The organism is Smaragdicoccus niigatensis DSM 44881 = NBRC 103563 (assembly GCF_000380645.1).
Taxonomy (GTDB): domain Bacteria; phylum Actinomycetota; class Actinomycetes; order Mycobacteriales; family Mycobacteriaceae; genus Smaragdicoccus; species Smaragdicoccus niigatensis.
This window is the reverse complement of record NZ_AQXZ01000011.1, coordinates 41,855-60,250: the sequence shown is the minus strand read 5'-3', so window position 1 is coordinate 60,250 and position 18,396 is coordinate 41,855. Positions and strand designations below refer to the sequence as shown.

Here is an 18,396-nt window from a genome sequence, read left to right as displayed (position 1 = left end):
ATGATACCGATCGTGATACCAAGGTTGGTATCGGATTCTTCGCCGTCGCGTACCCTGAGCGCATGTCGTCCGGCGGCCTCTCCCTCGTCGCGCTGGGAAGTTCGTTCGCATCCGGTCCGGGCATTCGCCCGGTCGTTGATGTCGGCGCGATGCGTTCTGGAGTGAACTATCCGCATCTGCTGGCGAGTGCTCTGGGCAGCCAACTGCGGGACGTCACGTCCGCGGGCGCGACCACGGCGCATATCTTGCATTCCCGCCAGTTGACTCTGACCGGCGCACGTCCACCGCAGATCGAGGCAGTCACCCGGGACGCCACGCACGTCACGATCACGATTGGCGGTAATGACCTCGGATTCCTCGCCTCGGTGATCAAGGTCGGCGCGCTGGGCCGGTTGGGCCGCGTTCGCAGAACGACGGACGCAGACGGCGTTGCGCTGGTCAAAGTGTTGATCACCATCGTCGATGAGGTGCGTCGGCGAGCACCCGGCGCACGTGTGCTGCTCGTCGACTACCTGACGCTCATCGGCGATACGCCGGCCGCGGATCTGCCGTTTCCCCAACGCGAGACCGAGGAGATGCGGCGAACCGAACGTCGGTTGCAGGAATCCACGCGTCGTGCGGCGGACCAATCGGGTGCCGACCTGGTCACCGTTTCGCAGACGAGTCGCTCCCATGGGATTGCCGCTCCCGAGCCGTGGGTTGCCGGCTGGGAGCTCTGGGTGCCGTGGTCGGGGAGGCCGCTTCCGTTCCATCCCAACACGGCCGGAATGCGGCATATCGCCGACGAAGTGCTGACCCATTGCCGCGCTTGATCACAGCAGTGAGAATCGGCTCGTGAGCTTCGACTCGGTTCCGACCTTCTGCCCGCTGTGTGTGTCCCGGTGCGGGGCACGGGCAGACGTGGCCGACGGCAGATTGATCGCCCTGCATCCGGACCCGTCGCACCCGACCGGCAAGGCGATCTGCTTGAAGGGCAAGGCCGCGCCCGAGATCGTGTACCACTCCACCCGTCTTCTCCATCCGATGAAGCGGACGAATCCCAAGGACGCCGAAGATCCTGGTTGGGAGCGGATCACCTGGGACGAGGCTCTTGATACCGTCGCCGCGCGGCTCAACGCTGTCGAGAAGCCCGAGTCGGTTGCGTTCACGTCGAGCTCGCCGTCGACGACGGCGATCAGCGACGCGGCGGACTGGATTCTCCGGCTGATTCGCACCTTCGGAACGCCCAACTACGCCAACTACATGGAGCTGTGCGGGTGGGGCCGCCACCTCGCGCCGATGTACACGTTCGGCGCCCCGGTTCCGGGTACCTACCTTCCGGATATCGACAACGCCGGGTGCATCTTGTTCTGGGGCTACAACCCGTCCGTCGCGCGCTTGTCGCACGCCACGAGCACGGTCGATGCGGTCCGGCGCGGTGCGAAGCTGATCGTGATCGATCCCCGGAAGGCCGGTCTCGCGTCCCGGGCTGATCACTGGCTCCGGGTTCGCCCCGGAACTGATGCTGCCCTGGCTCTGTCTCTCGCTCACGTCATGATCGAGAACGATTGGTTCGACGACGATTTCGTGCGGGATTGGACCAATGCCGGAGACGTCGTCGACGGCCAGACCGTGTGGGAACTACTCCAAGAGCGCTGTGCCGAGTTCGCGCCGGAGCGGGCCGAGGGGATCACCGGCGTTCCCGCCGCCGACATCGTCGCGACCGCGCAGACGATCTGGGAGTCTCGACCGCTCGCGTTCTACACGTGGAGCGGACTCGAGCAGCACAGCGGAACCACACAGACGATGCGGGCGATCAACGTCCTCTATGCCTTGACTGGAAGCCTCGACGTCCGCGGCGGAAATGTGCTGTTCGAAGCGGTCCCCGCCAACCCGATCGACGGCCGGGAGTTCCTGACCAGCAATCGTCCGCCCGCTCTCGGCGTCGACAAGCGTCCGCTCGGACCCGCGCGATTTGAATTCGTCACCGGCGAAGACCTCTACGATGCCGCTCTCGACGGCCGGATCACGACCCTGGTCGGGTTCGGGGGCAATCCGGTGATGGCTCACGCCGACAGCCGCCGCGGTCGTGATGCGTTGCGCAACCTGGACTTCTTCGTCCAAGCGGACCTGTTCATGACGCCCACCGCGGAGCTCGCTGACATCGTTCTGCCGGTCACGACGCCGTTCGAGTCCGAGGCATTGAAAATTGGCTTCGAGATCAGCCAGGAGGCGCAATCGCTCGTTCAGCTCCGGCGGCCACTCGTCTCCCCACAGGGCGAAGCTCGATCTGATCTGCAGATCGTGTTCGATCTCGCGACCCGGCTCGGGCTGGGAGAACACTTCTGGAACGGCGACATCGACGCGGCGCGACGGCATCAGCTGGCACCGACCGGAATCACGCTCGAAGACCTTCGCGAACACCCCGAGGGGATTCGGGTGCCGCTGACGACTCGATATCGCAAGTACGAGGACGGTGGATTCAAGACGCCGTCGCACCAGGTCGAGCTGTACTCGGCCACGCTCGCCGCGCAGGGCTATGACCCGCTGCCGGCCTTTGCCGAACCGCTCACCAGCCCGCGCTCGCGCCCCGATCTAGCGGCCCGGTTCCCGCTGATCCTGAGCTGTGCCAAGTCGCTGTTTTTCTGCGAGACCCAGCATCGGCAGATCGCCGCGCTGCGCAAGAGTGCACCTGATCCGACCCTGGAGATGCACCCGGCAGCTGCCGCGGCGCGCGGTATTGCGGCCGGCGACTGGGCGAGCCTGGAGACCCCACTGGGCAGCGTGCGGGCGCGGGTCAAACTCAACTCGGCAATCGACCCGGAGGTTGTGTTCGGACAACATGGCTGGTGGGAGGCGTGCGAGGAACTGGGATTACCCGGCTACTCGCCGTATGGTTCCGGAAGCGCGAACGTCAATCTCGTGCTGTCCCAGACCCCGAGCGACCCGATCAGCGGAAGCTCGCCGATGCGGGCGAGTGTGTGCGAAGTGTCGCCTATCAGAGAGGACGCAGGTGCGGGTTCTCGTCGCGATCCCGACGCGTGATCGCCCGCGCGAGCTGCGTCGATGCGTGGATTCGGTGCTCGCGCTCGTCCCACCACCAGACACGATCGTCAGCGTCCTCGTCGTCGACAACGGCTCGGCAGTTCCCGCCGTGTCGCTCGTTCCCGCCGGGGTGACCGTTGTCGTGGAACCGGCGCCAGGCTTCGCGACGGTACGCAACCGCATCCTCGACTACGCGGAGGCCGAGAACGTCGACCTGTTGGCCTTCATCGATGACGACGAGACGTGCGACCCGCAGTGGCTCACCGAACTCGTTGGCGCACATCGCAGGACCGGTGCCGACGCGGTGACGGGGCCGGTCCGTCCTGAATTTGACGGGCTCGATGTTTCTCCGGCGTTGGCGTCGTACTTCGAGATGCCGGAGTTTGCGGATCTGTCCGAACGGCCCGAGGCGTACACGGGCAATATCGCGTTCGCGCGGTCATGCTTCGCGGGGGAGCAGGCGCTGCGATTCGATCCCACGTACGACCAGACCGGCGGCGAGGACACCGACTTCACCCGGCGCCTGACCAGCACTGGCCGCCGAATCGTGTTCGCGGCATCCGCGATCGTGCACGACCACATCCCGCCGGAGCGGCTCCGCTGGCGTTGGGTGCTTTCGCGGCACGTCTCGTACGGCGAGCGGAAAGCCCGAATTGCGCTGTCGGTGGGCGACGTCGACCGATTTCGCCTCGTCTACCACGGCGTGGCCTCCGTGGGATTCTGCGCATTGCTCATGACGGGTCAGCTGGCCCGCCGCCGATCTCCGTTGACGATGCTGCGCCCCGGCCTGTTCGGTGTGGGATGCATCCGGCAGGCCGTGGCGCGTTAGCGGTCTCAGTGCTGGGAGATTAGTTCCGCGTCGTCCGGCTCGGGCTCGTCCGCCATCTGATCGATCGCATCCACGATTCGAGCCACCAACTCGCTCGTACCGATGACCTTGTGAGTCGGTCCGGCGACGTCGCGGGTTCGCCACCCGTCGTTCCACACCGTCTTGATCGCGGCGTCGATCGTGCGCGCCGCGGCGGGCATTCCGGCGCTTTCCCGAAGCAGCATCGCCAAGGACGAAATCTGGCCAACAGGGTTCGCGGCGTCGGCTCCCACGAGATCGAACGCGGCACCGTGGTTGGTCTGGTAGACCGCGTTACCCGAGGGCGCGTAGTTGCCGGAGAAAGAAACGCCACGGCCGCCCAGGAGGAGAGCCGAGATGTCGGCCAGGATGTCACCGAACGTGTTGGGCGCGACGATCACATCGAAGGACGCCGGCTTGCTGACGAGTTCGTAAGCGCACAGGTCGATGTCGACGAAGCTGGTCTCGACACCGAACGATGCCGCGGCTTCCTCTCCGGCCTCCCGCCACAGTCGGCTCATGGTCGGCAGTCCGCCGGCCTTGTAAACGACCGCAAGCCGTCCCCGGCGACCCGCCGCGAGAGCGGCTGCCGCCCGAACGATCCGCGAAACCTCGGCCTGGCTGTACTCGAAGGAGTGCACAACCCGTCGTTCGTCGCCCTCACCATCGACGGTCGCAACGCCCTGATACAGGCCCGCGCTGTTCTCCCGAACGATCATGATGTCGACGTCCCGCACGTGCTCGGGACGTAGCGGTGAGTTATCGAGCAGGGCGCGCCACGGGCGGACCGGCACGAGCTTGCAGTACAGGTCGAAGTCACGACGCAGGTCGTACACGAATCGTCCGCCGACCGCGCCGGACAGGACCGCGCCCCCGCGGGCGAAGACGTCCGCGTGGAATTGTCGAACGTCCGCCGTCAGCAGGTCACCATGACCGCTAGGTCCGTGCAGAACCTGCACCGGGAATCCGTGCAGTGTGCTCGTGGCCTCGAGGACCTGAACGCACTTCTGCGTGAGGTCGGGCCCGACGCCTTCGCCCGGCAGGACGCCGATGACGACTTCAGACTTGGGAGAGATTTTTCCGGGGGCGTGACCGGTAATTGCCGGTAACCAGCGGCTCATATGGACAAACCGTACACGGCACGAGGGCGTGTGTAGAACTGGCGGTTGTACGCGCCGTGCTCCGGCGGTCCCACGCCGGAATGACCCCAGCCACCGAACGGCGCCTCGACGTCTGCGCCCGCGGTGCTGGATCCCAACTTCACAATGCCGACCCGGATGTCTCGAAGAAACTGTTCCTGTTTGTCGGGCGAACGGGTGAACGCTGCCGCCACCAATCCGTGCCGAACTCCGTTCGCGAGGTCGATCGCCTCGGCCCAGTCCGCTGCGGGCTGTACGACGAGCACCGGGCCGAACGTCTCCTCCTGCACGATCTCGAGCCGAGGGTCGGCGCAACGCAGAATCACGGGCCGCACGTAGGCGCCCTCCGCCCGGAGTGCGGCGTCATCGGGTTCCGCACTGCCGGTAACGGGAATCGCGCCGTCGCGAATCGCTCTGCTGATGGCTCGCTCGATACGTGCGCGCGCCGATTCTCCGATGACCGGGCCCACCGTGGTCGTTTCTTCCTCGGGTCGGCCGAGCACCACGTGCGACATCGCCCGCCGGAGTGCCGCATCGAAGTCGTCCAGCACCGATTCCTCGACGATGACCCGTCGGTTCGCGGTGCAGCGTTGTCCGGCGAAGTCGAAAGCGCCGGCAACGATCTCGATCGCAGCTGCGTCGAGATCGGCGTCGGCCGCGACGAGGGCCGCGTTGTTTCCGCCGAGCTCTGCCTGGAGGGGAACGCCACGGCGGGCACACATCAGGCGCGCCGCACGACCGGCGGCGTCGCCACCCGTGATGGTGACCGCATCGACGCCGGAGTGTGCCATCACCAACTGCGCGGTTGATTCATCGCCCGCGATCATGCTGATCGCCCCCGGCGGCAGATGCGTCGCCGTCAACCTCGCGAACATCACGGCAATTCGCGTGGCGGCGGGCGATGGCTTCCACAGGACGGTGTTGCCGTAGACCAGGGCCGGCGCGATCTTGCCGACCGCGATCGCGAGTGGGTTGTTCCACGGAGTGATCACCCCGATCGTCCCGACGGGACGGTCCTCGGAAATCGACGCCGGCCCGCAGACAGCCACGACCGAGTCGTCGCCGCGAGCGCTCACTGCGCGCAGGAGGTCGACCGTGCGAGCGACCTCGGCGCGTGCGGCACTGACGGGCTTACCGACATCCGCCACGATCGCCGCAGTAAACGAATCAGCCGCTGCGGCAAGCTCTTCGGTCACCTTGACGAGAGCGGCGGCCCGGGCGCGCCCGCCGGCTTCTCGCCACCCCGGAGCGGCTGCTCTCGCCGCACTGACCGCGCGGTCGACCGCACGTGCGTCACCGGCCGCGACAGTCCAGGCAACGTGGCTGCTCTGCGCGGGAAACGCATGGTTCAGCTGCTTGGAGCCGGTGCCGACTTCCTCGTCGGGGCCGGCGATCAGGCTCGGCAGCTCTTCGGCAGTCGCCTCGTGCACCACTTCTGGTGCGGTCAGCAGGCGGTCCACCGGGCGGAATGTGATACCTCTGGCAGCCAGCCAGTCCTTCGTCGCCTGGGCGTGCAGCCCGTCGTCTGTTCCGACGGCGTCGGCTGCGATCGTCACGTCGAGCCGGCGCTGGTAGGCGTCGAGAGCCGTCGCACGAACACACGCGTGCAGGTGCGTTCCGGCAATGACGATCGCGCTGGCGTTCAGTGCCTCGAGCGTTGATGCCAGGTCGGTGCCGCCGAACCCGCTGAAGTCCGTCTTGTGAACGACAGGTTCGCCGGATTGCGGCCTGAGTGTGTCCGGCGTCTGGTGACCTGCGGTGCCGGCTTCACAACGCCAGACACCTGCCGCCCGCCAGTGCGGCATTCGCCGGTCGTCGTCACGGGCGACCGTGGTGATCACGTGCACGACCGGTTTGCCTTGGCGTCGCCATCCGTCCACGAGGGTGGTCGCGCGATCGATCAACTCGCCACGCGTCGGTGTCAGGGTTGGCGAGGACAGGAAGTCCTGCTGAAGGTCAACCAGGAGGAGGGCCGTCTGAGTCGATGTCATCGAGGGTCCTTCGTGTGGCCGAGGGATTGTCGTAGTTCTGCGACGACCGCGGAGAACTGCGGCTCGCGATGGAAGTTTCCGTGCCAGCCCGGGACCTGCACGGTGTGAACGCGGTCGGTGACGAGGTGCGACCACAGTCGCCGCCGGTCCCGCCACGGCAGTGTCCGCGGTTCCTTGGCCCGGAAATACGTCAAACGACCCTGGAATGAACCATCGAGTACGAAATTCGCGAGGGCGTCGGCATGCTGGACCGCAACGCGTAGGCCCATGGACAGGACCGGGTCTGAGCTTTCTGCCCCGTTGTAATCACGCTTGGCGGCGCGGTTTCGACGGCCCTTGACGATGCAGTCCGGTGGCGCGGTGTCGACCATTCCGAGCCATTCGACCTGCTCACCTTCGGACTGAAATTGCCGAGCGATGACGAACGCGAGAACGCCGCCGAAGCTTGTGCCCAGAAGCTGATACGGGCCGTGTGGCTGGATCCGCCGAATCGAGTCGACGTAGTGCGCTGCCATGGCGTCGACCGTGGTCGCGCCGACTGTCGTCCAGTCCATTCCGGGCGGCTGCAGACCGTACACCGGTTGGTCGGGATCCAACGCTTGCCCGATGAGCAGTAGGCGGAGCGCATGTCCGTACATTCCGCATATTCCGAACAACGGTCGGCGCCGGCCCTCGGGGTGGACGACCAGCGTGCCGTCCGATGGGGGCTCCCACCCGGTATCGACGACGCGCTCCGAGATAGCAGCCACGGTGCTGGACTGATACAGGAAGTCGATCGACAGCTTGCGACCGACGATCTCGCCGGTCTCCACGAGCACCTGCGCCGCGGCGAGTGAGTTGCCACCGAGGTCGACGAAGAAATCGTCGGTCATCGAAAGGTTGGAGACACCGAGAACCCGCTGCCAGACTTCGGCGAGCGCGGACTCGATCTCGTTTCGGGGGCCGGCGTGCGGTTGACGCGTCACGGGTCGGGACGTCAACGCGCGCCGATCGATCTTTCCGCTGGCCAGCGTCGGCAACGCGTCGAGAGGTTCCACCGTCATCGGAATCATTTGCGGCGGAAGGAGTTCGCGCAGGTGCGAGCGCACGGATCGCAGGCCTGCCGGATTGTCCTCGCGGGCGACGACGAACGCCGCGAGTGCAGACCGTCCCTGTGGCCGAGAGTGTGCGACCACGGCGGCATCGGCGACCCAGGGCAACGTGCGAAGAGCGTGCTCGACTTCCGCGGGCTCGACCCGAACACCGTCGATCTTGACCTGGCTGTCCGCGCGACCGGCATGGAACAGTTGGCCGTCACTGTCGTACCACCCCAGGTCGCCGCTGAGGAACGACGTGAATCCGTCGGTGCCGACCGAACGGACTGCGGCCGTTTCCTCGGGACGCCCGTGGTAACCGCCGAAGAGGTGGCGGCCACGGATCATCAGCCGCCCAACCTCGCCTGGTTCCGCACGCTCGCCGCGGTCACCGAGCACCACGACCTCCCGGCCGGGGACGGCGCTGCCCAGAGGCAGGATCGGAGGTGGCTCGGCCGTGTTTCGGTCGTACACCGCGTGGCTGATCAGACCGGTCTCGGAGGAGCCGAGGCTCACGTGGAGTCGCGAGTCGTCGTCGAAGTGCCGGCGCCAGAGTTGCCAGTCGCTGCGTGTGACGGCCTCACCGCCCAATCGGACGTGCCGGACTCCAGCGAATGCCCCGGTCTCAGCCCGCTCGACCAGATGCCGAAAAACTGTCGGGACCAGGTGTAATCCGGTGACACCACAGGTCGCGATGCGCTCCCTCAGGTGAGCGGGTGGACCTTTCCGCGGATCTATCGGGACGACTGCAGCTCCGCTGAGCAACGTCGCCCATAACGTCGTCGCGCTGGCCATCGTGCCGAGTCCGTGGACGAGCGACATCCGGTCGCCAGGTTGGATTTCGAGGAGAGATGCGCATATCTGTGCGTTCTCAAGGAGGCATGCGTGGCTGTGCCACACGCCCTTCGGGAGTCCGGTCGAGCCGGAGGTGTACACGATCAGTGCGGGATCGTCCGCATTCGACGGTCCGGCGACGTCGTTTGAAGGCTCCGATTCGAGCTGCCTGATGTCGACGACGAATCGGAGCTGCTCGACACGAGTCTGCAGCCCCCTCGCGGTCTCCGAATGCGGCGAACTCGTGAGGAGAAACCGCGCATTGGAATCGCCGACGGTCGCCACCAGTCGCTCGAATGGCCAGGTGACATCGAGTGCGATGTAGTGCCCGCCCGCTTTGAGAACACCGAGTGCGGCGACGATCGCGGACGTGTCGTGGTCGAGGAGAAGGGCGATCGGTCCCGGCCCGGTTCGGGCGAGTATGGCGTTCGCGACCTGGTTCGCGGAGCGGTGAAGTTCGCGGTACGTCAGCTCAACGTGTTCGCCGATGACGGCCGGGTTGTCAGACCATGCGGCGGGTGGGTCGGTGAGTCGTTCTTGCAGGTCAGATTGCTGCACAGTGCTGCCCGTTCCCCCTCAACCCGAAAAGAGGTACTACCTGGACCAACGGGATGAATCGCCCGCCGTCTCGGGCGGGAACGCTACCACCACCGTTGGCCGGGGGTGAGGTCGAGTTCGGTCAGCTCCGGTCTGGCTTAGGCCCCGGTCTGTGCGACCCGGTCGAACGTCGACTTGAAGTACTTGCGGAAGTAGCCCTTGCCGGTGAGCTTGATGAAGGGGTACAGGGTTGCGCCGCGGAAGCCCCGGAAATTCCGGTGGAAGTCGTACGTCACGTGGGAACCGCTGCCGTTCGGCGTGGCGACGACCTGCATCGTCGTTCCCGGGTTCAGAAACTTCGATTCCCGGCACGTCCACGTGACGCGACCGGGTTGCGACCAGTCGTAGGACTCGCGCGCCCAGAACTTCACGGTGCCTTCGGTGACGTCCGCTGACGTCGGGCCGATCGAATGCACTTGATAGTCGCTGCGCGTCAATCCTTTCCATACGTTCGGCCGGTTGCCGGTGAAGTCGGTGAGTGCTCCGACAACCTGTTCCGGAGTCGCTGCGGTGTCGAATTCGACGGTGAACTTTGCGTCCATGGCGTCCCTCAATGTGAGTATCGGATCTCGGTTCAATCCTCGTGCGGAATGAGCTGGTCGTCCCAGCTTTTCGCCCTTGTCATACTGGTTCGCTACCGTTGTTGCGTGCATGTGAGGGATCAGAGTTCGATTGTGTGGGACGACGGTGCGTTGGTGACCGTCGACCAACGGCTGCTGCCGCATGAGATGCGGGAGATGCGGCTGACCACGGTCGACCAGATCATCGATGCGATCAAGTCTTTGGCCATCCGGGGAGCGCCGGCGATCGGCGTTTCGGGTGCGTTCGGTGTGGTGATTGCGGCTTTCGCGCACGATGATTCTGAGAAAGTGGCGGCCGAAGCCAAGCGCATCGCCGACGCCCGCCCGACTGCGGTCAATCTCGCGTGGGGCGTGGAGCGCGCGCTGAGCAAGCTGCCGGGTGGCGCCCGGTCCGTGCTCGACGAAGCACTCGCGATGCTCGAGGAAGACGGCCGGGTCAATCTCGCCGCCGCGACGAATGCCGCGGACCTCATTCAGCAGCTGTGCCCGGATCGGCCGCTGCGAATCCTGACCCACTGCAACACGGGCCGGCTCGCGACCACGGCGCTCGGTACGGCCATCGGTGCGCTGCGAGTCCTGCACTCGCGCGGTGCCCTGGCGGAGGTCATCGTCGACGAGACCCGCCCGCTGCTGCAGGGCGCCCGACTGACCGCGTTCGAAATGGCCGAAGCCGGCATCCCGCATCGCCTCACGATCGACTCCGCCGCGGCGTGGGCGATGGCGACCGAGCAGGTCGACGCAGTGATCGTGGGCGCGGACCGAGTTACCGCGGACGGTGCCGTCGCCAACAAGATCGGCACCTACATGCTCGCGATCGCGGCTCGTCACCACGGGATTCCGTTCATCGTCGTCGCGCCCGAGTCGACTCGCGATGTGGCCACCGCTCGCGGCGCGGACATTGTGGTCGAGCAGCGGGCAGCATCCGAAGTCACCGGGTTCGGGGGAGTGTTGACGGCGCCCGAAGGCACCGCCGCCTTCAACCCGGCCTTCGACGTGACGCCGTCCGACCTGGTCACCGCAGTCGTGACCGAGAATGGTGTGCTGTCGCAGACGTCGCACGCCGGCGACGACATCGCCGCCGCCGCCCGAGGTCTGTATCGCTCGGGCTGGATGCCGGGGACCGCCGGCAATATCTCGGTGCGCCAGGGCGAAACCGCGCTCATCACCGCGAGTGGGTTGTCCAAAGGCGAGTTGACCGGCGATGACATGGTCGAGGTCAATGTCGTGGACTCCCGTCCCGTGAGTGCGGGACGACCGTCTGCCGAGACGACCATTCACACGGCGGTCTACCGCACGCGTGACGCGAAGGCTGTGGTGCACGTTCACCCGCCGCATGCCACCGCACTGTCGATCACCGCCTCCGGCGACTCTGTGCGATTCGCCGGATACGAGCTGATCAAGGGCCTCGGCGGAACCCGGCCAGACGCTATCGACATTCCGATGTTCCGCAACCACGCCGATGTCCCGCAGATCGGCGCCGACATCGAGAAGTACCTGACCGAGAACCCCGACGCTCCGCCGGTGCTGTTCATCGCAGGTCACGGAATCACTGCCTGGGGTACAACGCTTGCGCAGGCCCGCGACCGCGCGGAGTGTCTTGAGGCAATGTGTGAACTAACGACTCTTACCGGAACCCGCGAGATTGGACCGAACCGATGACCCTGCTCCAGATCATGTCCGCCAATGACTCATCCCTCGTCAAGCTACGGACGACCGACGACACGGAGATCGCCTCCGAGCTCGCCAAGCGCGGGATCGACTTCTCCCGCTGGCCGGTGTTGCTGGGTCTGACGGCAGCCACCGCAACCGAAGACATCCAGGCCAAGTACACCGATGAGATCGCCGAGCTCAACGCCGACGGTCGGTACAAGTTCGTCGACATCGTCCGCATCCACCCGGACGACAACGACCCGGAATACCCGGCGAAGGCCGCGGGCGCCCGGGCGAAGTTCCTCGACGAGCACCGTCACGCCGAGGACGAGGTCCGCTTCTTCGCTGCCGGTCAGGGCTGCTTCTACCTCCACCTCGGGGACGAAGTTCTCGCGACCGTCTGCACCGCCGGTGACCTCGTCTCCGTTCCGGCCGGCACTCTGCACTGGTTCGACATGGGCACCCGTCCGGAGTTCGTGGCCGTTCGCTTCTTCGAAGAGGAAGACGGCTGGGTTGGCGACTTCACCGGCGACAAGATCTCGAGCGGTTTCCCGACCCTCGACGAACTCGTCGTCTCTGCATGATTCGGGCGCTCGTCCTCGACATCGAAGGCACGACCAGCCCGACGGCGTCGGTGCGGGGCGACCTTTACGGGTACACCCGCAGCCGGCTGCCGGGCTGGCTCGCGGAGAACGCCGAGGGTGCGGCGGCGTCCATCATCGAGGCGACTCGCGTGCAGGCGAAACGTCCGGATGCGGACGTCGCCGAGGTTGCAGACATCCTTATCGGCTGGCTCAACAACGACGTCAAGTCCGAGCCGCTCAAGTTGGCGCAGGGAATCGTCTGCGCCGAGGGCTTCCGGTCAGGTGCGGTTTTCGGTGAGTTCTTCGCGGACGTCGCGCCGGCGTTGCGGGCCTGGCGGCACCGCGGGATGGAGCTGTACGTCTACTCGTCCGGCTCGGTCCGCAACCAGAAGGACTGGTTCGAATTCGCGCGTGGTGGCGAACTGTTGTCGCTGATCAGCGGGCACTTCGACCTGTCGACGGCGGGGCCGAAGCGTGAGCGGTCGTCGTACCGGAAGATCGCCGGTGCAATCGGTATCCCGGGCGACCAGCTGCTGTTCCTGTCCGACCACCCGGACGAGCTCGATGCGGCGGTCGCCGCGGGGTGGCTGGCCGTCGGTGTTTCGCGACCGGGGGAACCCAACCCGCCGCGCGAGCCGCACGAGTGGATCAGCGACTTCCGGGACGTCGAGCTCCCGTAGGATTTTCCCCGTGCCACAACTTGTTCTCACGGTCATCGGCGACGATCGCGCCGGCCTCGTCGCAGCGCTTGCGGATGTCGTTTCGGGGCTCGGCGGAAACTGGGAACGCAGTGAGATGGCGCAGCTCGCGGGCAAGTTCGCCGGCATCGTGGTCGTCACCGTGCCCGCCGAGAACGTCGACGCCATGGTCGCCGCGACCGAGACCCTCGACGGGCTGCTGAAGGTCACCGCGTATCCCGCCGCACCGACCGAAGGTGCCAGCGACTCGAAGGTGCTCACGATCGACATCCTCGGCAGCGACCGCCCGGGCATTGTGCACGAGATCGCTTCGGTCCTGAGTTCACGCGGCTCGAGCATCGAGTCGATGACAACGGCGACTCGCGAAGCCCCGATGGGCGGCGGAATGCTGTTCGAAGCGCAGGTCGTGGTTCGCGTGCCCACCAGCGACAACTTCGCCGATGTCCGGACGGATCTCGAACGGGTCGCCGCGGAACTCATGGTCGACCTGGCGATCGAAGACGGGAACTGACCGGACCTCGATAAACCAATTGATGGCCGGGAACCGGAGTTCTCGGCCATCAGTCGTATTTCGGGGGATGGGGTCTTGCCGTCCCTGTGCAGGTAAGGCACTTATTATTCTGGCTCGCCTTCATGTGGAATGTGGATCCGCATTCTGTGGATCAGAGAAGAATTCGCGCAGCCTTTCGTCCATTTGTTTCAGGTTTCAAGGACCGACTACTTGAATACCGATCCCGACCGCTTTTCCGTCGTCACCGCGAAGCAGGAAAGCGTCCGGTCTTCCTGATCCCAGGAGCCCTTCGTGGGGTGGAGCGTGAAGATGCTGACGCCCTGCTCACTCGTCGTGTTCGGGTGTAGTTCGTGGAGGCGGTCGACGCATTTCTTGGCGAGTTCGGAGAACTCGCTGGCGCTCGGGTAGCTCGAGGCCGTGATGTCGATGTTGGCGAACAGTTCCGACCGGTGCGGCTCCGAGCAGTCGACCGTCGTGATTCGGAAGACTTCGGAGCCATCTTCCGCGGGCAGTCCTTCGATGCAGTCGCCGACTTTGAGATCAGTGGCTTTCATCGACTGCACTTCGCTGACGGTAAACGCGATGAGGCCCAGCGTGGCCAGAACATACAAACTGCCGAACACAATGCCGGCGATGGCCATTCCGCGGCCCCGCTTCTGCCCGTTCTTCGTGTCGTTGATCCCGATGATTCCCAGGATCAAACCTATTGGACCGCAGAGGATTCCGGTGATGAGCGCAGCGATTGCAAGACCGCTGTACGGAGGCATTACAGATGGCGGGCCAAACGGATACGGCCCCGACTGCCACGAGCCCTGCGGATTGCCGGGCGGATTATTCGGCGGCCACGGTGGTTGTTGCGGCGGTTGGTAAGCCATGCCCGAACCTCCATCGAAGCCTGTCTCCACCATGGTCGCGCGCCACTGTTGGCCGCTGCCACCGATCTTGAAAAGTTCCTCGGGAAACTCGGGAACCTTCTGCGCCCCTCGCTCTTCTAAAAGACATCACCACGGGTTGACCGACCGCCCGCCGAGAAGCCAGGAGAAGCCATGAAGACCTTCGGAATCGCCGCAGCCACGGTTTCCGCCGCCGCGACGATCGCTGTTGCGCTGTCCGGAACGGCCAACGCAGCTGCCCTGACGAAGGAAGTCAAGGCCGAGTTCAATGCCACGGCGAAGGTGGTCGACAAGTTCTGGGCCAAGCACTACAGCGAGTACTTCGGTGGCACCTACACGTCCCCGAACTTCCGTGGCCTGGTCTACGACACCGTCAACACCGCCTGCGGCGAGATGAAGACCAACAACGCGTTCTACTGCCCGGCCGACGACTCGGTCACCTTCGGTGCGCCGTTCATCGGCGAGGCGAGCAAGCTCGGTGACCTCTGGATCTACGACGTCGTGGCGCACGAGTGGGGTCACGCAATTCAGACGCGCGCCGGACTTCCGATGAACGAACTCGCCGCGGAGTGCATCGCCGGCGCCACGCTCGGCGAGATGGCCGCGGATGGCATTGTCGTCGTCGAAGACGGAGACGAGGAAGAGTTGGTCCGTCTGGACCAGTTCGCTGGTGACGCCCACCCCGCGCAGTCGAACGCCGACCATGGCACCGCGCAGGAACAGCACGATTCCTTCATGAAGGGCTGGAACGGCGGAGTCCGGGCCTGCATCTAGCAACTTCGTGTCGGTTCCCGCGAATCGGGGTGATGGTTGCGCTCGACCGCTAGCGTTTCGGTCGAGTCGTCATCTCAGAAGAAGGCGGTGTCGCATGAAGCGCTCGGCAGCCATACCCGTGGGTGTCGCGTTGGCCGGCCTCGTGCTCGCTGGATGTGGCGGCACCGGTTCCACTCCGAAGGTGTCGCCGGCCGCACCTACGACGACGGCGATCACGGGCGAACCGGTGCCCGCTAGCGCACCCGCGGCCGGCAAGCCCGGGCCGGTCAATCCGGTGGACTTCCGCCGCGAGGACGAAGCGGGCTACTACATCGAGTTCCGGTCGCCGTCGGGTGCACTGCAATGCACCTTCACCTTCGCGAAGGGAATGGCGGACTTCTCGCCGCCGGACGCAACGTGTGTGGTCAACGGTCGCAAGGCCGTCCCCGATGACATCAAGTGCGACGACAAGAACTGGACCGGCGCCACCCTGTGGCAAGACAAGTCCGGCTACCAGTGCAATGTCGAGTGGAAGCCCACGGCCGCCTTCAAGGTCCTCGATTACGGGCAGACGATCACGGTCGACAAGTTCGCGTGCACATCCGAGCGGACCGGAATTTCCTGCACGGAGGCGAATGCCGGCTTCCAGATTTCGCTCGATGGCGTGAAGCTCTCCTGATCTATCGCTACGGCCTCCACCACGGCCGCATCGGAAGACGTGCGCGCCCCTTCACGGCGAGCACTTGGTGTAGCTGAAGGTCGTTCTGTTCGAACCCGAGGCGCGATCCGGCCAGGTAGATCGCCCAGATTCGGCACGTGGAAATCCCTGCCTCGCCAACGCATTCGTCCCAGTGAGCCGCGAGATTGTGGTTCCAGTGGGACAGGGTGAGGGCGTAGTGCTCGCGGAGATTCTCCTCGTGCCGAACCTCGAACCCGTTGTCGTGGATCGCGGAGACGACTCGTCCCGGGCTGGCGAGTTCGGCGTCGGGGAAGATGAACCGGTCCATGAAGCTGTCCGGGTGTGTTCCCCAATGATTGTCGGGACGGGTGATGCAGTGGTTGAGCAACAGCCCGCCATCCCGTAGACGCGACGCCAGGAATTGGAAATAGTCCGGGTAATTCGCCAACCCGATGTGTTCGGTCAGCCCGATCGAGGAGACCGCGTCGAACTGGTCCTCGTCGACGTCTCGGTAGTCGAGGTAGCGAACTTCGGCGAGGTGCCCGAGTCCAGCCTCCTCGATCGCCTGCTGTCCCCAGTCCGCCTGCGGCTTCGACAGTGTGACACCGAGCGTGCGGACGCCACGTTCGGCGGCGAAGCGGACCATGCCGCCCCAACCACAGCCGACGTCCAGCAGACGATCGCCGGGTTGCAGTGCAAGCTTGTCGAACACGAGGCGGTACTTGTTCTCCTGCGCGTCGGTGAGGGACTGCTGCGTCGTGTCGAACACGGCGCACGTGTAGGTCATCGACGGCCCGAGGACGTTTGCGTAGAACTCGTTCGAGACGTCGTAGTGGTGCCGGATCGCTTCAGCGTCGCGCGCTTTCGAGTGCCGGAGGCCACGCTTCAATCGACGCCAGCGCGGTGGCATCTCGATCTCGAGACGCGGACTGCGGTGGAGGAGATCGCGACCAGCCACCATGCCGAGATGGAGAAACGCGCTCGCGGGTGGACGGTGATCGCCCATGTCGTCGAGTTCGGCGAGTACTTCGTAGGGGTCGCCCTCGGGGACTCCGAAGACCGTCATATCTCCCGCCGCGAAGGCGCGGGCGAGGCCCAGTTCGCCGGGGGAGTGCAGAAGATCGGCGGCCGCTCGTGGTCGATTGACGCGGATTCCAATCGGCACATCGGCGCCGGCGGAGCTGCCGTCGTACGCTTTGATCTTCAGTTTCGCGATGCCCAGCGCCTCCGCGAATGGAATGGCTGCCGGTCGAGTCATCGTCGGTTCACCGCCTTGTCGTAGAGGTTCAGCAATCGCCGATCCGGGTCGTAGCGTTCCTTGATCCCGCGGTAGAAATCCCCGCCGTACAGGCGGTCAAACGTGTTGCGGTCGTAGAACGAATCCGAGTACAGCGACTTGTGGCCACCGAGTTCGGTGACCTTGGTTTCGATCGCGATGTTCGCCTGCGTGCCCGCTGGTACCGACGACCAGAACCCGACGTTGACGTACAGGTGGCCCGGTTCGAGCGGGTACAGCGGCCACGAGTTTCGCGCGGTGATCGGGCAGATCCAGATCGGCGTGATCGGGATGTTCCGCAGGAACCAGAACAGAAATTCGGCGAGATTCTCGACGGGAATCTCGACGTCCTGAACGACGCGTTCCTCCTTTGTCGGCAGCCGGCGCGACAGTGCCATGAGCTTCCAGAACACGTCACTACGCCGGAGTCGGCGGGGCCAGAATCGGCGTACCAGAGGATTCTGGGCACCGAAGGCGCGCGAGCACCAGAACCAATCGGTGTCCCAGCGCCACAGGTAGTCGTGGATCGTCAGTAAGTCGGTGGGTTTGTTCTGGATCGAGCGGTAGTAGATCTGCTGGCCGGTGTAGTCACTGGTCGGTCCGGGGATGTTCGATCCGCGGCCGAGCGAGAGGTAGCTCTCGTGCGGGCCGAAGACGACGCCGTCGACATAGTCGACATCGGGCGGATGTGCGAGTGCATCCTGCAGCCGCGTGAGTTCGTCAAATTTCTGGTGTTCGAGCTCGACGTACGTGCACACCGGCTCGAGCGCGATCCGCAGGCGAGTCGCGTAGCCGAGCGTTCCGTAGCTGTTCGGGAAGCCGCTGAACAGGTCGTCGCCGGGCTTCACCGTCTCGATTTCGCCTGCGCCGGTGAGGATTTCCATTTCGAGGACGGACTCGTGCGGAGCCCCGTTCCGGAACGACGTGGATTCGATCCCGAGGCCGGTGACGGCGCCGCCGAGTGTGATGGTCTTCAGCTGTGGCACGACTTTCGGGGCGAGTCCGAATTGCAGAGTTTCCCGCACGAGATTCTCATAGGTGCACATGCCCTCGACATCAGCGGTCTGCGAGTGGGGATCGACATTCAGCACTGAATCAAAGGTGCGAACGTCGAGACGCGTGTGGGAATGCGTCCGCGCTCGAAACAGATTGGACGTTCGCTTGGCGAGCCGTATCGGCTCGCCAGGTGGAATCGCGCGGTAGCTCGCGCGCAGCCGTTCCAGTTTGGCCAAGTGATCTTCGGCCATACTTCGACGCTAGCGCGAT

The 18,396-nt window shown here is 65.2% G+C and carries 16 protein-coding genes; 9 read left to right on the top strand and 7 right to left on the bottom strand.

The window, feature by feature from the left end:
* Positions 1-62: 62 nt before the first annotated feature.
* From F600_RS0103585 to F600_RS30075, 3 genes are read left to right on the top strand one after another with little or no spacing between them, the layout of a single operon-like run.
* Complete coding sequence (locus F600_RS0103585; RefSeq protein ID WP_018159221.1) at positions 63-812, top strand: SGNH/GDSL hydrolase family protein; 750 nt, start codon at positions 63-65, stop codon at positions 810-812.
* Between the two features lie 22 nt (positions 813-834).
* Positions 835-3,024 (top strand): molybdopterin-containing oxidoreductase family protein, encoded by a 2,190-nt coding sequence (locus F600_RS0103580; RefSeq protein WP_018159220.1) that lies wholly within the window; start codon positions 835-837, stop codon positions 3,022-3,024.
* Positions 2,993-3,853 carry a glycosyltransferase family 2 protein gene (locus F600_RS30075; protein ID WP_018159219.1) on the top strand — a complete coding sequence of 287 codons (861 nt, stop codon included), beginning with the start codon at positions 2,993-2,995 and terminating at the stop codon, positions 3,851-3,853. The genes F600_RS0103580 and F600_RS30075 overlap by 32 nt, the downstream gene beginning before the upstream one ends.
* Before the next feature lie 5 nt (positions 3,854-3,858).
* Here F600_RS30075 and F600_RS26795 read toward each other — a convergent pair whose 3' ends face one another.
* The 4 genes from F600_RS26795 to F600_RS30070 form a co-directional block, all read right to left on the bottom strand.
* Positions 3,859-4,992 (bottom strand): isocitrate/isopropylmalate family dehydrogenase, encoded by a 1,134-nt coding sequence (locus F600_RS26795; RefSeq protein ID WP_018159218.1) that lies wholly within the window; start codon positions 4,990-4,992, stop codon positions 3,859-3,861.
* Complete coding sequence (locus F600_RS26790; protein ID WP_018159217.1) at positions 4,989-7,001, bottom strand: aldehyde dehydrogenase family protein; 2,013 nt, start codon at positions 6,999-7,001, stop codon at positions 4,989-4,991. The genes F600_RS26795 and F600_RS26790 overlap by 4 nt, the downstream gene beginning before the upstream one ends.
* Positions 6,998-9,466, bottom strand: a complete 2,469-nt coding sequence (locus tag F600_RS0103560) for an AMP-binding protein (protein WP_018159216.1) — start codon at positions 9,464-9,466, stop codon at positions 6,998-7,000. Before F600_RS0103560 ends, F600_RS26790 begins: the two co-directional genes overlap by 4 nt.
* 137 nt (positions 9,467-9,603) lie before the next feature.
* Positions 9,604-10,047: an SRPBCC family protein gene (locus tag F600_RS30070; protein ID WP_018159215.1), complete on the bottom strand. Its 444-nt coding sequence runs from the start codon at positions 10,045-10,047 to the stop codon at positions 9,604-9,606.
* A 105-nt stretch (positions 10,048-10,152) separates the two neighbouring features.
* On the opposite strand from F600_RS30070, the gene F600_RS0103550 reads away from it, so the two are divergent.
* Genes F600_RS0103550 through F600_RS0103535 form a run of 4 tightly spaced genes read left to right on the top strand, consistent with a single transcriptional unit; the run spans position 10,153 to position 13,529 of the window.
* Entirely contained in the window at positions 10,153-11,745 is a 1,593-nt protein-coding gene (locus F600_RS0103550) for a bifunctional S-methyl-5-thioribose-1-phosphate isomerase/methylthioribulose 1-phosphate dehydratase (RefSeq protein ID WP_040630382.1), read from the top strand.
* The gene (locus F600_RS0103545; RefSeq protein WP_018159213.1) at positions 11,742-12,320 is read left to right on the top strand and encodes a 1,2-dihydroxy-3-keto-5-methylthiopentene dioxygenase; all 579 of its coding nucleotides are present in this window, start codon (positions 11,742-11,744) and stop codon (positions 12,318-12,320) included. The genes F600_RS0103550 and F600_RS0103545 overlap by 4 nt, the downstream gene beginning before the upstream one ends.
* On the top strand, positions 12,317-13,000 hold the full coding sequence (mtnC, locus tag F600_RS0103540) for an acireductone synthase (protein ID WP_018159212.1): 684 nt from the start codon (positions 12,317-12,319) through the stop codon (positions 12,998-13,000). The genes F600_RS0103545 and mtnC overlap by 4 nt, the downstream gene beginning before the upstream one ends.
* 10 nt (positions 13,001-13,010) lie before the next feature.
* Positions 13,011-13,529, top strand: a complete 519-nt coding sequence (locus F600_RS0103535) for a glycine cleavage system transcriptional repressor (protein ID WP_018159211.1) — start codon at positions 13,011-13,013, stop codon at positions 13,527-13,529.
* Between the two features lie 206 nt (positions 13,530-13,735).
* Here F600_RS0103535 and F600_RS0103530 read toward each other — a convergent pair whose 3' ends face one another.
* Positions 13,736-14,404 (bottom strand): DUF4190 domain-containing protein, encoded by a 669-nt coding sequence (locus tag F600_RS0103530; protein ID WP_162141383.1) that lies wholly within the window; start codon positions 14,402-14,404, stop codon positions 13,736-13,738.
* A 171-nt stretch (positions 14,405-14,575) separates the two neighbouring features.
* On the opposite strand from F600_RS0103530, the gene F600_RS30065 reads away from it, so the two are divergent.
* Together F600_RS30065 and F600_RS0103520 are read left to right on the top strand one after the other, a co-directional pair.
* Positions 14,576-15,196, top strand: coding sequence for a neutral zinc metallopeptidase (locus tag F600_RS30065; protein ID WP_018159209.1), 621 nt, complete (start codon positions 14,576-14,578; stop codon positions 15,194-15,196).
* A gap of 94 nt (positions 15,197-15,290) precedes the next feature.
* On the top strand, positions 15,291-15,854 hold the full coding sequence (locus F600_RS0103520) for a hypothetical protein (RefSeq protein ID WP_018159208.1): 564 nt from the start codon (positions 15,291-15,293) through the stop codon (positions 15,852-15,854).
* A gap of 7 nt (positions 15,855-15,861) precedes the next feature.
* Here the strand turns inward: F600_RS0103520 and F600_RS0103515 are convergent, their stop codons facing one another.
* Both F600_RS0103515 and F600_RS0103510 read right to left on the bottom strand, forming a co-directional pair.
* Positions 15,862-17,112, bottom strand: a complete 1,251-nt coding sequence (locus F600_RS0103515; RefSeq protein ID WP_018159207.1) for a class I SAM-dependent methyltransferase — start codon at positions 17,110-17,112, stop codon at positions 15,862-15,864.
* Entirely contained in the window at positions 17,109-18,377 is a 1,269-nt protein-coding gene (locus tag F600_RS0103510) for an FAD-binding oxidoreductase (RefSeq protein ID WP_018159206.1), read from the bottom strand. The genes F600_RS0103515 and F600_RS0103510 overlap by 4 nt, the downstream gene beginning before the upstream one ends.
* Positions 18,378-18,396: the final 19 nt, after the last annotated feature.